The sequence below is a fragment of the Arthrobacter sp. ZGTC412 genome (genome assembly GCF_002929215.1).
Taxonomy (GTDB): Bacteria; Actinomycetota; Actinomycetes; order Actinomycetales; family Micrococcaceae; genus Arthrobacter.
The window spans coordinates 197120-213288 of record NZ_PJII01000002.1 but is presented as its reverse complement, the minus strand read 5'-3'; the positions used below and the strand labels follow the sequence as shown (position 1 = coordinate 213288).

Annotated in this window: 8 protein-coding genes; all 8 read left to right on the top strand. The window is 67.1% G+C overall.

Annotated elements, in window-relative coordinates:
* The first annotated feature begins 3 nt into the window (after positions 1 to 3).
* The 8 genes from CXQ88_RS04155 to CXQ88_RS04120 are packed head-to-tail and all read left to right on the top strand — an operon-like array spanning position 4 to position 16138.
* Positions 4 to 5079 carry an Ig-like domain-containing protein gene (locus CXQ88_RS04155; RefSeq protein WP_373637691.1) on the top strand — a complete coding sequence of 1692 codons (5076 nt, stop codon included), beginning with the start codon at positions 4 to 6 and terminating at the stop codon, positions 5077 to 5079.
* Positions 5080 to 5126: 47 nt separating this feature from the next.
* Positions 5127 to 6098: an AAA family ATPase gene (locus CXQ88_RS04150; protein WP_104042900.1), complete on the top strand. Its 972-nt coding sequence runs from the start codon at positions 5127 to 5129 to the stop codon at positions 6096 to 6098.
* A gap of 59 nt (positions 6099 to 6157) precedes the next feature.
* Positions 6158 to 7489: a DUF58 domain-containing protein gene (locus CXQ88_RS04145; protein ID WP_104042899.1), complete on the top strand. Its 1332-nt coding sequence runs from the start codon at positions 6158 to 6160 to the stop codon at positions 7487 to 7489.
* The gene (locus CXQ88_RS04140; RefSeq protein ID WP_104042898.1) at positions 7486 to 10050 is read left to right on the top strand and encodes a transglutaminase family protein; all 2565 of its coding nucleotides are present in this window, start codon (positions 7486 to 7488) and stop codon (positions 10048 to 10050) included. Before CXQ88_RS04145 ends, CXQ88_RS04140 begins: the two co-directional genes overlap by 4 nt.
* Positions 10047 to 11546 carry an RDD family protein gene (locus CXQ88_RS04135; protein ID WP_219816299.1) on the top strand — a complete coding sequence of 500 codons (1500 nt, stop codon included), beginning with the start codon at positions 10047 to 10049 and terminating at the stop codon, positions 11544 to 11546. Before CXQ88_RS04140 ends, CXQ88_RS04135 begins: the two co-directional genes overlap by 4 nt.
* On the top strand, positions 11543 to 12568 hold the full coding sequence (locus CXQ88_RS04130; protein ID WP_104042896.1) for a PP2C family protein-serine/threonine phosphatase: 1026 nt from the start codon (positions 11543 to 11545) through the stop codon (positions 12566 to 12568). Before CXQ88_RS04135 ends, CXQ88_RS04130 begins: the two co-directional genes overlap by 4 nt.
* Positions 12555 to 14426 carry an FHA domain-containing protein gene (locus CXQ88_RS04125; RefSeq protein WP_104042895.1) on the top strand — a complete coding sequence of 624 codons (1872 nt, stop codon included), beginning with the start codon at positions 12555 to 12557 and terminating at the stop codon, positions 14424 to 14426. The genes CXQ88_RS04130 and CXQ88_RS04125 overlap by 14 nt, the downstream gene beginning before the upstream one ends.
* Positions 14423 to 16138, top strand: coding sequence for a serine/threonine-protein kinase (locus tag CXQ88_RS04120; RefSeq protein WP_104042894.1), 1716 nt, complete (start codon positions 14423 to 14425; stop codon positions 16136 to 16138). Before CXQ88_RS04125 ends, CXQ88_RS04120 begins: the two co-directional genes overlap by 4 nt.
* The last annotated feature ends 31 nt before the right edge of the window (positions 16139 to 16169 follow it).

The window sequence follows — 16169 nt, the reverse complement described above, 5'->3', positions numbered from 1 at the left end:
GACGTGAACTCCGGCAACGTGTGGCTGGTCAACCAGAACATGCAGCTCGTGAACAACTGGGACGACGTCATCCCGCCCAAGAACGAATCGGACGAGCAGGACCAGGAATCGGCGGACAACAACACCGTCAACGTCCTCCCGGACCGCACCAAACCCAACCGTCCGCCGGAAACGAAGCCCGACGCCGTCGGCGTACGCCCGGGCCGGACCACCATCCTCAGCGTCCTGGACAACGATTCGGACCCCGACGGCGACGTGCTCACCGCAGCCGTTGCTGCCTCCGGCCCCCAGGCCGGCGCGCTGGAGAATATCTACGGCGGCACCGCCTTCCAGGTCTCCGTCCCGGCGGATGCGAAACCGGGCACCGAGAGGTTCAGCTACAACGCCTCCGACGGCCGCGGCCTCTCCGCCGCCGGCCAGGTCACCCTCAGCGTGGTGGGCCCGGAGGAGAACAAGCCGCCGCAGTTCAAGCGCGGCGAGAACACCACCATGCTGGTGGAACAGGGCAAAACCGTCAGCCAGAACATCCTCACGGACTGGATCGACCCCGACGGAGACGACCTGGTCCTCCTGGACGCCAAAGCCGACAACGACCAGGACCAGGTGAAGGTCCGGCGCGACGGACTGCTGACCTACCAGGACTCCGGCGCGACTGCCGGCAAGAAGAACGTGGAAGTCACTATTTGGGATGGCCGCGACACCGTCACCGGCAAAGTGGTGGTGAACGTCCAGCCGCCGGGTGCCTTGGCGCCGGTGGTCAACGCCGACCATGTCACAGCCGTGGTGGGCCAGGACCTGGTCATCTCCCCGTTGAAGAACGACGTCGATCCCAACGGAGGTGCCCTCCGGCTGGCCCAGGTGGAAGCCTCCGGTCCGGCCGAGCTGGGCCCTGTGACCGACGGCGGAACGTTTACGTTCCGCAGCACGACTCCCGGCCCGGTCTACCTCGCCTACATCGCCAGCAACGGGCCGCAAAGCAGCCAGGGCCTCATCCGGGTGGACGTGGAATCCGGCGACGACACCGGTAACCCGGTGGCGGTCCACGATGTCGCGCTCATGCCCACGGGCGGAAGCGTGCTGCTGGACCCGTTGGCCAACGACTCCGATCCGTCCGGCGGGGTGCTGGTGCTGCAGTCCGTCAAGCTCCCGGAAAACTCCACGGCTTCCGTCAGCGTGATCAACCACAGTGTCCTGCGCATCACCGACATCCTGGGGACCAAGGACCCCGTCCTCTTCGAATACACCATGTCCAACGGGAACAAGTCAGCCACCGGCAGCGTCTCAGTGGTCCCGGTCCCGGCACCCGCCGTGGTGGAGGCACCCCAGCCCAAGCCGGACGAAGTAAACGTCCGTGTGAATGACGTCGTCACCATCCCTGTGCTCGACAACGACACCCACCCGCAGGGCCAGGAACTGGCCGTTGACGCCGTACTGCCGCAGGGCGTGGATCCGCTGGACGGCAAGAGCTTCGTTTCCGAAAACACGCTGCGGTTTATCGCCGGCAGCCAGCCGAAGACAGTCCGGGCCATCTACAACGCCATGGACCCGCAGGGCCAAAAGAGCGCCGCCGCCGTGACCATCCACATCCTGCCGCTGGAAGGCGCCGAGAACTCGCGCCCCCAGCCGCGCAACCTCACCGCCCGTGTGGTGGCTGGCGGTACGGTGCGGATTCCCGTCCCGCTGGATGGCATCGACCCCGACGGCGACTCGGTCCAGCTGACTGGTATCGACAGCACCCCGGCCATGGGCACCGCAACCATAGGCAGCAACTTCATCGACTTCACAGGCGCCGGTGACGGCGCCGGCACCGACACGTTCCGCTACAAGGTGGTGGACCGCCAGGGTGCGGTCAACACGGGCACCGTCACGGTGGGCATTGCGCCGCGCGGTGAGGTCAACCAGAAACCCACCCCTGTGGACGACGAAGTCCGGGTTCGCCCCGGCCGGCAGATCGCCGTCGACGCCACGGGAAATGACACCGATCCGGACGGCGACCTCATCCGTATCATCACGGACGGCATCGAAGCTGAACCGGCACTGCAGGCCACTGTAAGCAAAACGAGCGGCCGGATCATCCTGCTAGCTCCCCGTGAAGCCGGAACTGTCAACGTGCGCTACACCATCGCCGACGACAGGGACGCCTCCGCGCAGGCCGCCATCGGTGTTGTAGTGGACAACGAAGTGCCCCTCAAGTCACCCATCGCGCGGGATGACAGGGTGACGTCGGCCCAGGCCATGGGAAAGGCGGCCGTTGACGTCCCGGTCCTGAAGAATGACGAGGACCCCGACGGGGTGGGCGAGAACCTCAAGATCAGCACCGAAGCCGCCACAGCCCGGCCCGGCGCCGAGGGCAACATGGTGGTGGACCTCACTGAGCAGCCGCAGCTCATCCCGTACACCGTGGAGGACATGGACGGCCAGCAGTCGACGGCGGTCATCTGGGTTCCGGGTCTCGGCCAGCAGGTTCCCACCCTGGCCAGGGACGAGGTCATTGAGGTGGTCGCCGGCCAGTCCGTGGATGTTGACCTCGACGAGTGGGTGAAGGTCCGGGAGGGCCGCTCGCCGCGGCTGACCCAGGCCGACCGGATCAAACTCATCGGTGCTGACGGAAGCGACCCCGTGACCGGTGACGGCACCGGCCTAAAGTACCTCGCCGGGACGGATTATGTAGGTCCCGGCTCACTGACCTTTGAAGTGACAGATGGAACAGGCCCGGATGATCCTGCCGGCCTGAAGTCCACCCTCAGCATCCGCACCAAGGTGCTGCCCGATCCCAACAGGAACAACCCGCCAGAGCTCCTGGGCGCAAGCGTGGAAGTCCCCAAGGGTGACTCTGCCAGCACCGAACTGGGGAAGCTGACCTCGGACCCGGACCGGGACGACGTCGAGAAGATGAAGTACGAACTGGTGGGCGGTTCGCCCGCCGGGTTCAACGCGAGCATCGACGGTAAAACCTTGAAGGTCTCGGCCGCTGACTCGAGCGGCACCGGAACCACGGCCGCCGTCCAGGTCAAGGCCAGGGACCCACGCGGCCTCGAAGCCACCGCGACGTACCAGCTGGCCGTGACCGCATCAAACCGGCCCAAGCCGGTGGCAAACGATGACCTGGAACCGGACGCTGCCGCGGGCAAGCCCGTGACCGTCAACGTCCTGGCCAACGACGCCAACCCGTTCCCGGAGACCGCGCTGAAGATCATTGCGGCCGCAACCGAAACCGGCAGCGGCAACGTGGAGGTCAGCGGAGATTCGGTGACGGTAACACCCGCCTCCAGTTTCACCGGAACCATGGTGGTGTCCTACACGGTGGCCGACAAGACGGAGGACCCGTCCCGGCAGGCCACCGCCCGCGTGCGGCTCACAGTTAAGGACAAGCCGCAGGCCCCGGCCACTGCGCAGGCGCAAAGCGTGGGCGACCGGACGGCGCTTCTCACCTGGACAGCGCCTCCGGACCGCGGTTCACCCATCACCAAGTACACGGTGTACGGCGAGGGTGGGTTCCAGCAGGATTGCCCGGCCAACACCTGCACCCTCAACGGTCTGGTGAACAACACCAAGTACCACTTCCAGGTGACGGCCACCAACGAGTTCGGTGAGTCGGACCGCTCGCCGGCATCTGCGGAGGTGCGTCCGGACGTGAAGCCCGATACCCCGCTGGCGCCGTCGCTGAAGTTCGGCGACAAGGACCTGGCCATCAACTGGACCGCACCGGCCAGCAAGGGATCGCCGGTGAAGTCCTACGACCTGGAGATTTCACCGCCCCCGGCAGGGCAGAACGCCCAGATCCAGAACCTGGCAGCTGTCAGCTACGTTTGGAAGGGCCTGCAGAACGGCGTCTCCTACAAGGTCAGGGTCCTGGCACGCAACGATGCCAAGGAACCGTCGGAGTGGAGCCCGTACTCGGCCGCCGAAGTGCCGGCCGGAGTGCCGGCCACGCCTGCGGCGCCCATGGCGGCCGAGGCCGGGTCCCTGGGCGCGCAGAGCCAGCTGAAGGTGACCTGGACAGCGCCCGACAACAATGGCGACGGCGTCTCGGCCTACACCCTGACCACCCTTCGGGGCGGCGCAGCGGTTTCCAGCCAGCAGGTTACCGGGACCTCGCAGAACGTGACCGTGGACAACTCGGAGACCAACTACACGTTCACGGTTTCGGCCACCAACAAGGCCGGAACCAGCGGGACCAGCGCCGAGTCGGCCGCCATCCGTGCTGTGGGCAAGCCGGGAACGGTGGCGGCACCAAGGGCGGCCCTGGTGGAGACTGACGGCAACGGCGGCAAGATCGACGTTCAATTCACCGTGCTGACGGATGCGCAGCGGAATGGCTCCACCGCCGCGGAAATCACCTACCAATACAGCCTTACCTCAGGGGGCGGGAGCGGCAGCATCCCTGCGGGTGGAGGCATCGTGCCAGCCCAAAATGGAACCAGTACAGGCGTTGTCGTCTGGGCCGTATCGTCCCGCGGCACGGCTGCAGGTGACGCCAGTGCTGCCTCGAACTCCGTCAATCCGTACGGACTGGCCTTTGCTCCGAACGTAACGGGCAGCAAAAGCAGCGGAGTCGGAGACAAAACTGTCTCTTGGACGTGGAACCAACCGGACGGGAACGGTCGGGCGGTAACGGGCTACCAGTACAGCCTTGACGGCGGTGGGTGGCAGGACACCCAGCAACGGTCCTTCTCCACGGGCGTAGGGTTCGGCGAAACCCACAAGCTTGAAGTTCGGGCCGTCAGCGGGGGCCAGCCGGGCCGGATCGGCAGCGACACGTCCCGCAGCGGGGCGGAACCGCCACCGCCGGTCCCGACGTCGTGGAGTGTCAGCGCACCCGTTCGCACGTGCACCGAGCCGCGCTACGGTACCGACAGCTACAGGAACACCAATCCGGACCAGTGCATCCGTCCGGGCATCTGGTTCAATTCGGGCACCACGGAGCAGACCGATTTCTACGTCGTCTGGTACAGGACCTCCAACAATCCGTCGGGAATCTGGTACCACCTGACCACCGGCGGTGCAGCAGGAAACTACGCCAGGTGCGACACAGTTTCACTTGGCTGCAACCCGCCCAATGGCATGCCGTCCCGGTAAGCCACCTCAAGCCTTCCAGCACCACCACACCGAAAAGGATTCACTTCATGACTATGACCACCGAGCAGGCCGAATGGTTTGCAGGCACCTTCGAGAAACTCGTTGCCAACGTGGGGCAAGCTGTGCTGGGCAAGGAGCACGTCATCCGGCTGACCTTCACGGCCATGCTCGCCGAGGGCCACGTGCTGTTCGAAGACGCCCCCGGCACAGGCAAGACCTCCCTCGCCCGTGCCCTGGCTGCCACGGTGCAGGGTTCCAACAACCGCATCCAGTTCACCCCGGACCTGCTGCCCTCGGACGTGACCGGCGTGACGATCTATGACCAAAAGACCCAGAAGTTCGAGTTCCACAAGGGCCCGATCTTCAACAACATCGTCCTCGCCGACGAAATCAACCGCGCCTCGCCGAAAACCCAGTCCGCGTTGCTGGAAGTGATGGAGGAATCCCGGGTGACTGTTGACGGCGTCACCTACTCGGCCGGCCGCCCGTTTATGGTGATGGCCACCCAGAACCCCATCGAACAGGCCGGCACCTACCGGCTGCCGGAGGCACAGCTGGACCGCTTCCTGATCAAAACCTCCATCGGCTACCCGGACCACGCCTCCACCGTCCGGCTCCTGGGCGGGTCCAACCTCAAGGACCGGTCGCAGGAACTCTCCGCCGTCATCACCACCCAGGCCGTAGCGGACATGGCTGACCTGGCTGCTACTGCCCACGTGGACACGGCTGTCCTTGAATACATCTCCAGGCTGTGCGAAGAGACCCGCAGCGCGCCGGAAACCCGGCTCGGAGTCTCTGTGCGCGGCGCCCTGGCCATGGTCCGCGCCGCAAAGGTGTGGGCAGCAGCCCAGGGCCGGAACTTCGTCCTTCCTGACGACGTCAAGGAACTCGCCCCCGTGGTGTGGACGCACCGTTTCGTGATGGACCCCGAAGCGGAGTTCTCGGGCGCCACCCCCGAAGCTGTGCTGACGCGGATACTGGCGGACGTCGCCGCGCCGCAGCAGCGCACCAACGCCTGACCGCCCGGACTTCATCCTCGGCACCACCCACCCAGCGCAACAACAACGAAGGCACACATATGTCCAGCGGCACCCCGTTGACCCGGCTCACGGAGCGTCTGAAGCCCCCTTTTTCCAGGAACGGCCGGCCCACACGCCTGCACCCGTCCGCCCTCTGGGCAGAGGCCAGCAGCACTGCCGGGCTTGCCCTGGCCCCGGCCCGGCGCGCCGCGAAGGAGGCATGGCTGAAGTACGCCTGGCCCGTGCTCTCGGTGGTCAGCGTGCTGGGCTGGTCGGTGCTTGCGGCAGCCGTCCTGCTGTGGACCGCCGGCCAAGCCTACGGCTGGCAGGAAGCAAAGGCAGCAGCGGTGGCGGCCTTTGTAATGTTCGTGGTCGCCGCAGGCTTCATCCTGGGCAGATCCATCTACGGGGTTGTGCTGGACCTTGCCCGGACCCGCGTTGCGGTAGGGGACAGCGCGGTAGGCAGCATCGCCGTCACCAACACGTCCAACCGCCCACTGCTGCCCGCGGCAGTGGAGCTGCCGGTGGGCGGCGTCACGGCTGTCTTCCACCTGCCCCGGATGAAGCCGCAGCAGGTCCACGAGGACCTCTTCACCATTCCCACGGCACGCCGGGCCGTGATCGTCGTCGGCCCCGTCCGGTCGGTCCGCGCCGACCCGTTGCACCTGTTGCGCCGGCAGGTCCTGTGGACCGAGCCCCAGGACCTCTTCGTCCATCCCCGCACCGTAGCAATCGCAGGATCGGCTGCCGGCTTCATCCGGGACCTCGAAGGCATGCCCACCACCGAACTCTCCAGCGCGGACGTGTCGTTCCACGCCCTGCGGGACTATGTCCCGGGGGATGACAGAAGGCACATCCACTGGAAAACTACTGCGCGGACCAACAAGCTGATGGTGCGCCAGTTCGAAGAGACCCGCCGCGCCCACCTCGCCGTGTCGCTATCCATCAACACGGACGAGTATGCGTCGGAGGCGGAGTTCGAGATGGCAATTTCCGCGGCCGCCTCCATTGGCCGGCAGGCCATCCGCGAGCAGCGCGAGCTGGACGTCCTCACACAGAAGGGCCCGCTGCGCTGTGAAACCGGCCGGAACATGCTGGACGACATGACCAGGATCGTGGGGGCACCCATGCGCCGCACCGCCGTCGACCTCGCCCGTACGCTCGCCGACACTGTCCCCAACGCCTCTGTGGTCTTCTTTGTGGTGGGCAGCAACGTGACAGCCACCCAGCTCCGGACCGCCGCCGCCTCCGTTCCGCCCGGGGTCCGCAGCCTCGCCGTGCGCGTGGAGGCCGGCGCAGCGTCCAGCAGGGCGAACATCGCGGACCTGACCGTGCTCACCCTTGGCGACATCGCCGACCTCGGCATCGTTCTCCGGAAGGCGGCAGCATGACCTCCGCACCAGGTATGCGCCCGCGCACCTCATCCGCGCGGCAAGCATTCCGGAACGCCGGCGGGTCGGCCTTCGCCGACGGCCAGCCGCTCTGGCATTTCCTGCTCGACACCGGCGCCCTGACAGTACTCCTGGGGCTGGGCCTGCTTGGCTTCGGGCTCAGCTTCGGCGGCGATCCGTACTACCTCGTGTCCGGCTTCGGCGGGATCGTGTTGGGCCTGGCCATCGGCGTCCTCAACGCGCACCTTCGCCTGGGGCTGCTCATCACCTCTGCCCTGGCACTGGGCGCTTACCTGGTGTTCGGAACGCTGCTTGCGGTGCCGGACTCGGCCATCGCCGGCTTCGTGCCCACCCTGGACTCGCTCCGGATCCTCCTCCTGGGCATCGTGTTCGCCTGGAAAGACATGCTGACCGTCGGCGTCCCGGTGGGAACTGCCGGCGGCGTACTCATCGTCCCGTTCCTGAGCTCCATGGTCGCGGCATTGGTGGCAGCGGTCCTGACCTGGCGGGCCAGGAGCCCCTACCTTCCGCTGATCCCGGTACTGGTCCTCTTTGTCACCGGCATCGCGTTCAGCACCAACGCCGCCTTCCTTACCGTGGAGCGCGGCATCGGCCTGACGGTGCTTGGCATCGCCTGGGCAACCTTCCGCCGGGACGCGCTCAGAAGGAACATCAACCGCAAGATCTCCGTCAACAACCCCCAAACGGATTCCGCCACGGCCCAGCGGGCCAGGCTCCGGAGGCTGGGCATGGCAGCGGGAGTCATTGCCGTCAGCGTGGCCGTCACTGCCCTGACCGCCCCGCTGGTGACGGCCGGAGGCGACCGGAAGGTCCTCCGCAACGTTGTGGTCCCGCCTTTCGATCCCAAGGACTACATCACACCGCTCGCGAGTTTCCGCACGTTCGTCAAGGACAAAAAAGACGACACCCTGTTCGTTGTCAAAGGACTCCCGCGCGACGGGCGGGTGCGGCTGGGTGCACTGGACGCCTTCAACGGCACCAACTACACCATGGATCCCAACGGCTCGGGCAACTTCAGCAAGGTGGGCGACACCACGTCCATCAACACCCTCGCTGACGCGTCCGGAACGGTTCCCACCAACGACTACTCCATCGGCATCACCATCGAGGACTACCAGGGCTTCTTCGTTCCCGGCGGCCGCAAGACCACCGGCATCAGCTTTGACCAGAGCGCCTCCACGGCGGCTTCGGGCCTCTACTTCAACTCCGGCACCGATACCGCAGTCACCACCAACGGACTGTCCAAAGGCGACTCCTACAGCGTCCAGGTGTCCGACCCCGTCAAACTCGAACACGGCCAGCTGACGCAGTACGACTTCGCCCCAGTGTCCCTGCCGGACCCGGTCGAGGTGCCGCCCGTGGTGGGATCGCAGGCAAACGACCTCTCGGCGGATGCGCCAACGGCCATTGACCGGGTGCGCCAGATCGAAGCCCACTTCCAGAAGACGGGGGCCTTCAGCAACGGCCTGGTCAGCGAAGGGCAGCTGCCCAGCGTCTCCGGCCACGGGTCCGCACGCATCAGGAACCTGCTGACGGCAAAGCAGATGCTGGGTGACGACGAACAGTACGCCGTGGCGATGTCCCTCATGCTGCGCCACCTCGGCATCCCGTCCCGCGTGGTGATGGGCTTCTACCCCGAGCCGACGAGCCCGGAAAACGGCGCCGGGGAAGTAAAGATCACCGGCAAGGACGTCCACGCCTGGGTGGAGGTCGCTTTCGAGCGGGTGGGCTGGGTCAGCTTCGACCCCACCCCGCCCAAGGACAACATCCCCATCCCGCCGGATCCCGAGAACAAGTCCAAGCCCAAGCCCCAAGTCCTGCAGCCGCCGCCTCCGCCGCAGGAACCCGCGGACCTGCCGCCGGACTCTTCGCCGGACGCCCTGGACGCGGACCAGAAGAAGAACAACCCCTGGCTGTTCTGGGGAGCGCTGCTGGGCTCCCTGGGCGTCGCCCTGATTCCGCTGTCCATCCTCGCGCTGCCGCTGTTGCTGATTGCGTTGCTGAAATCACGACGACGGAAGTCCCGCCACCGGGACGGCGACCCTGCCCAGCGGGTTGGCGGGGGTTGGAGCGAGGTGGTGAGCCTTGCCACCGACATGGGGGCCGCCGTCGACACCCGCTCCACCCGCCGCGAAAGCGCGGCAGTGCTGGCCGAGGCCTTCCCTGCCAGCGGCGGTACCACCACCATGCTGGCAAGGCGGGCAGACGCGTCGATCTTTGGTGCCGGCCAGCCCAGTGAGGACGAGGTCCGGGAGTACTGGACCATCGTTGACGGCTCGCTGAAGGAGCTGACCTCCACTGTGGGATTCTGGCGCCGGCAGCAGGCGCGGTTCTCGCCACGTTCGCTGCTCGCAGACGCCCGCACCCTCCTCAGCCGCCGCGGCGCCCGGCCGGCACTTCCCGGGCTGCCATCCCCCAAGGGGACCGGCCGCCGTCGTCCTGCCGCGCAGGCAGCGGCTGAAGGCTCAACCGCGCCGCGCTCCGGGACGCCTGAAGCAACAACGCCCGACACAACACAGCAAGGACCCAGTACCCAGTGACAGACGACGCCGGGCGTTGCCCCCACTGCCGGCAGCTGATCCGTGCCGGGGCTGCTTTTTGCACCGCCTGCGGGGCGCCACTGCCCAACCGGTCAGCACGCAGCATCCGCCAGCCGTACCCCGTTGCTGATCCCCGCCCGGGTTCCCCCGCCGCGCACCTGTCCGGGATTCCCGGTACTATCCCGGTAGTAGAAAGGCCCCACGCACTTCCGGCCGGGGGCAACAACGCGGGCACGGGCCGGGGGAGCGCCGGCGGGTCCACCGTGCAGGTGGGTGCCGGTCCAGGGGGAGGAACGGGAATGGCAGTGAATCTTCAGCTTGCTCCGGCCACGGCGGGCAAGAGGCTTGGTGCTGCCGTGATCGACTGGCTGCCGCCCCTGGCAGTACTCGTGGTGACGTTCGCGCTCGGGTTGGCCGGCATCACGCGAACGCGCAGCGGGGGGTTCATCATTTACGACACCGCCTCGTTGGTGCTGTTCGGCGGTATTGGCCTGGGACTGACCCTGGTGTACCTGTTCGTGGTGATGGGATGGGAAGCCAGGACGGGCAAGACCCTTGGCAATGTATTGATGGGGATCCGTAGTGCGGACAATGACGGCTACGCACCCGGTGCCGGGGCGGTCTTCCTGCGCGGCCTGATTGCGGGTGCCGGTGTCCTGCTGATGCTGCTGGCGGCAATCCTCGTAATGGTTTTCCAGTGGTTCGCAGCCGCACTCTTTGTCCTCGCCCCGCTGGCGCTGGCCGGCGCGGCGTGGGCCGTGCTGGTGGTGGTGTCCAACACCTGGGACAAGAACGGCCGGCTCCGGGGCTGGCACGATACTGCCGCGAAAACCCTCGCCTTCGACGTCAAGACAGGCCGCGATCCCATCACCACCGGCGGCATCCAGGGGCCCTACAGCTTCGCACCGATGAACCTGCCCCCGGTGCAGCAGGTGTTGTCCCCGGTGGCCGGCGCAGGCGCGCCGAAGGTGATTGATGCGCAGGCTGTCCTGAAGCCTGCGCAGCAGGTGCCGGCCCCGGTCGCCCCCGTCCAGACCGCGCAGTTCCACGCCCCCCAGCAGGCCACCGGCTTTTATGTCCCGGAGCCGAGGGCCCAGCAACAACATCCGGATGACGACGTGGACCGCACCCAGGTGCGCCCCGGGTCGGCCACGGCCACACCCGTCGCGGTCCTGCGGATCAGGCTCGACGACGGCCGCGACTTCCAGCTGGATCGCAGCGTGCTGGTCGGGCGCAACCCGGTGGGGCAGGCCGGCGAACAGCATGCCCAACTGCTCGCCGTCGACGACCCCGGCCGCTCCATCTCCAAGACCCATCTCCACCTGCTCACTGATGGGGCCGGCATCTGGGTTACGGACCGGAATTCAACCAACGGCAGCGCCGTGACCACCCCTGACGGCCGCCGTACGCCACTCCAGCCCGGAGTGCCCGCATTTGTCACCCCGGGATCCAGTGTCCACTTTGGAGACCGCACTTTTTACCTAGGACAGGCATGAATCAACAGCCCGCAAGCGTTCCGTCCAGCCTCGAACCGGGGTCAGGGCTCAGCCTCAGCGTCGGCTATGGGACAGACCGGGGACTCCGCAGGGAGCTGAACGAGGATTCCTACATCGCCGCTGATCCGGTATTCGCCGTAGCGGACGGGATGGGCGGCCACGAAGCCGGTGAAGTAGCCAGCGGAATGTGCGTTCGTGCCCTCGCCGCGATACCCCAGCTCACCACGGGGGAACGGAGCGTCACGGCTGCCGTCCTCCAGCAGTACCTGGTCCGGGCGGACAACTCCATCCGCGAGGCCACCGGTGCCCGTGCCGGCACCACGCTGGCGGGGGCGGTAATTGTTGAACAGATGGGCATGCCCTATTGGCTGGTCATGAATATTGGGGACTCCCGGACCTACCGTCTCAGCCATGGAAAGTTCGAACAGATCAGCGTTGACCACTCCGAGGTCCAGGAACTGGTTGACGCCGGAGAAATTACCGCTGAGCAGGCCACCATCCATCCGCGGCGGCACGTGGTCACGCGTGCACTGGGAACTGGCGACGAGACGGAGGCGGACTACTGGCTGCTGCCCGTGGAAGAAGGGGACCGCATCCTCATCTGCTCTGACGGTCTGACAGGCGAGTTGACGGATGATCACATCTTCCGGGTCCTCAGCACCGTGGGCCACCCGCAGGACGCCGTGGACGCCCTGATCCAGGCCTCGCTCCGCAGCGGCGGCCGGGACAACGTAACGGTGATCGTGGTTGACGCGCGGAACGTGCTGAACGACGCCGGTGCAGCCACCACAGCCCCGCGCCCGGAGGCAGCCGAGGACGAAGTGACGCTGCCCCGCTCCCGGCCGGGCCAGCAGGCAGACCAAGCACCAGCGGCCCCGGCGCCGTCAGCCACAGCAGCAGCGCCGGCCTCAGATTCCGCCTCTGCACACGAAGGCTCTGCACACGAAGGCACCGCACACGAAGACTCTGCACACGAAGACTCTGCACCCGAAAGCGGGGAGCCGGACGATGGCCGCCACTAGTTACAGCCCCGGGACCTGGTTTGGAATTGTCCGCTCCCGCACGGCTGTCCTCCTGGGACCGGCTACAGATCCCGCCCTGGTAGCCGCACTTTGGGACCTGCTGGAAGGCCGGCCGGAAGTACACGAGGTTCTCCACGCGGTGACCAGCAGCTCCGGGGGATCGCTGGCCAACATCCCTTCCTTCGGCATCCTCGACTTCGCGGGATCCCTTCGGGTCTTTCTGAGGGGGGACCTGGACGTTACGGTCGAATCACCCGAGGGCCCAGTGGAGCTGAACGGCCGGGACGTGACCACCTGGAACGAGCGGCGGCTCGCCCTGCCCGGACTGTGCCGGCTCACCATTCCCGCTGCTGCGGGCATCGCTTCAAACCACGGCCTGCCGGAGTTGCCGGTGGGGGAAGGCGTGGTGCTGCTGCAGTCCCTCGTGCTCGCACCTGAAGGTTCCATCCTGACTCAACAGGAACCCCATGCTCAACAGGAAGCCCTGCCTCAGCATGAAGTCCAGCCTGCCCCTGAGGCAGCGGTTCAAGCGGAAGCGGTAAATCTTCCCGAGATAACCGTCGCTCCCGAGCACGGGGCCTCCGCCGAAACCGTTTATGCGGTGATCGACGAGGACTTCGAAGTTGATCCCGGCGTCGACGTCGATGAAGACTCACTGCAGAAGCTGGAGCCCTTGGCCGACATCGACCCGGAGGGTGCGGGCCAATCAGTGACCAGCGCCCAGCCGGATGTCATCGGTGCCGCTGCGGGTGCATCCAACGCCGCGGCGGCAGGAGTGACCGGCTCGTCGGATCGGTCCGAGCAGGTCCCGGCAAGTGAGATGACGAGCTCCTACGACCACCTGTGGGAGCGGACCGTCGTCCGAAGGATCGAAGACGCTGCGGTGCGCGAAGACCCGGAGGCAGCCAGCCCGGACGCCGGCAGCCAGGAAGCACCAGACCAGGAAGCAACACACCAGGAAGCAGTCGACCAGCGGGAGGCAGTAGCTGCACCCGCGACGCCCGGCAGCCCGGGACACTCCCCGGCAGCGGCAGCGGCAGCGGCTGCGCCGGCGGACGGTGATGTGCTTGCGGCGGACGTACCGCCCGCCGTCGTACTGGGCGTGCCTCCCACCGGTGCGCCGGGGCCGGCACCCGTCCGGCCCGCAACCGGCAGCCTCATTGACTCCGTGCCCTGGCGGACAGCGGACGCGGGCAAAGAGCCGGGCCCGCCCCCTGCGGTGCTTTCACCCATGCTGTCGGCCGTACCCTCCGCACCCTCCGACGCTCCGCTTACGCCCGCACCTGAAACGGGTCACGCGGAATACGACGGCGACCACGACGGTCAGACAGTCATGAAGAGCAACCTGGGAAAGACGGCCATACACCCCGCCCCGGCAAAAAACGACGTTTCCGCAGCAGGACCGCTGGTGCTGGCCCGGCTCTGCCCCCAGGACCACGCCAACCCGCCCACCAGCGCCACCTGTGCAACCTGCGGCGCCGGACTGCTCCCGGACGCCGTCCAGGTTGCCCGTCCCCGCCTCGGCCGGATGCGCATCTCCACCGGTGAACTGGTGGACCTCGATGAGTCATTGATACTCGGACGGCAACCTTCGGTCTCCCGGGTCCAGGGCGGCGTGATGCCCCGGCTGGTCCAGGTGGCAAGCCCCGGGGGAGACATCTCCCGCTCCCACGTCGAAGTCCGGCTGGAGGGCTGGCACGTGATGCTCTGCGACCTCAAAGCCACCAACGGCACTGTCCTGGTGCGTGAGGGCCAGGCCCCGCGCCGCCTGGCCCAAAACGAGATGGCGATCCTGCTTGACGGTGACATCGCCGAACTGGGCGACAACATCTCGCTGCGTTTTGAGGAGATTCCTTGAGTTCCAAACGGCCGCCTGCGCCGCCGCCCTACATTCCGGGGTTCACTTACATCAGCCTGCTCGGATCCGGCGGGTTCTCGGACGTATACCTCTACGAACAGGACCGGCCCCGCCGCAAAGTGGCTGTCAAAGTGTTGCTCTCGGACCTGAAAACCGAAGGCGCCCGCCGCCGGTTCGAGTCCGAGGCCAACCTGATGGCCCAGCTGTCCTCCCACCCCTACATCGTCACCATCTTCGAGGCCGAGGTCACCGACGCCGGGCATTCCTACCTGGCCATGGAGTACTGCTCCCGGCCCAGCCTCGATGTCAGGTACCGGCGGCAGCGGTTCAGCGTGGACGAGGTCCTGGCCGTCGGCATCCAGGTGGCATCTGCCGTCGAGACAGCCCACCGCGCCGGCATCGCCCACCGCGACATCAAACCTGCCAACATCCTGGTCACGGATTACAACCGCCCGGCCCTAACGGATTTCGGCATCTCTGGAACCCTCGCGGGGGACGCCGACGAGGACTCCGGGATGTCCATCCCGTGGTCCCCGCCGGAACAGTTCACCGACGGCAGCGTGGACGGCGTGATGGTGGACGTGTGGGCGCTTGGTGCAACGCTCTACACGCTGCTGGCCGGCCGGTCGCCCTTTGTGATGCCGGGCGCCCACAACTCCCAGCGCGAGCTGATCAACCGGATCAGCAACATGCCGGTGCCGCGGCTCGGCCGCGCCGATGTCCCGGGATCCCTGGAACTGGCCCTGTCCACGGCCATGGCGAAGTCCCCGGAGTCCCGGTACTCCTCCGCCCACGCCTTCGCCCTTGCCCTGCAGCGGATCCAGGCTGAACTCAACCTGTCCGTCACGCCCTTCGAAGTCCTTGAGGAGCCACACCAGGAGGACAGCCCTCCGGATGACGGGGCCGAGGAAACCCGCGTGCGGAGCATTGCGGCCATTGACCCTGAGCGGACCGGCAGCGCGCCCACTTTCCCGGCACGCACCCGGCCTCAGGGCCCTGGGAAGGAGGCCCCGCCGTCGGGCTTTACCCCGCCGGCCGCCATGACTCCGGTGGCTCCCTTTACGCCGTCGGCGGCGGCGCCGCCGGGGCAGCCCCGGGAGTGGGCGCACGCCACGGTGCTGCGCGGCGCTGCCGGCAGCACCCCGGCAGCCCAAGATGACAGCGACGGCGCCAGGCTCCCGGCCGCCGGCACTTCCGACCGCGGCGACGCCGCGGACACCACCGTCCACCGGTCCGCCAGGGTAGAGGAACCCGCCGCTGCCACCACTTCCGGCGCCGACCATGGAAAACGCAACCTCTGGCTTGCCATCTCCGGCGGCACCCTTCTGGCCCTCGCGGGGGTGGTAGGCATTGTGATGGCCAATGCCGCGCCGGTCGCGCCCAAGGCGGTGCAGAGCCAGGAAGCCAGCAGGCCGCCTGCCGATGCCCTCGACAACGGCACGGTACCTGACGTCGAAGGCCTCACCGGGGCGATAACGGGCGACGGCGACGCCTCCTTTACCTGGGTGAATCCGCAGCCCAAAGACGGCGACACATACAAGTGGCGGGTTTACACCATCCGGGGCGGCGGGGAATACCAGTCCATCGGCCAGGCTCCCGTGCGGGTGAAGTCCAATCCGGCGGGGGAGACGTGCATCCAGGTGATGATCGTGCGCTCCGACGGCGCGTTCTCCCCCATGGAGGAAGGCTCCATCGGTTGCACCGGTCGATGAGCCACGGGCCTTCGGCGGCAACAGCACAACA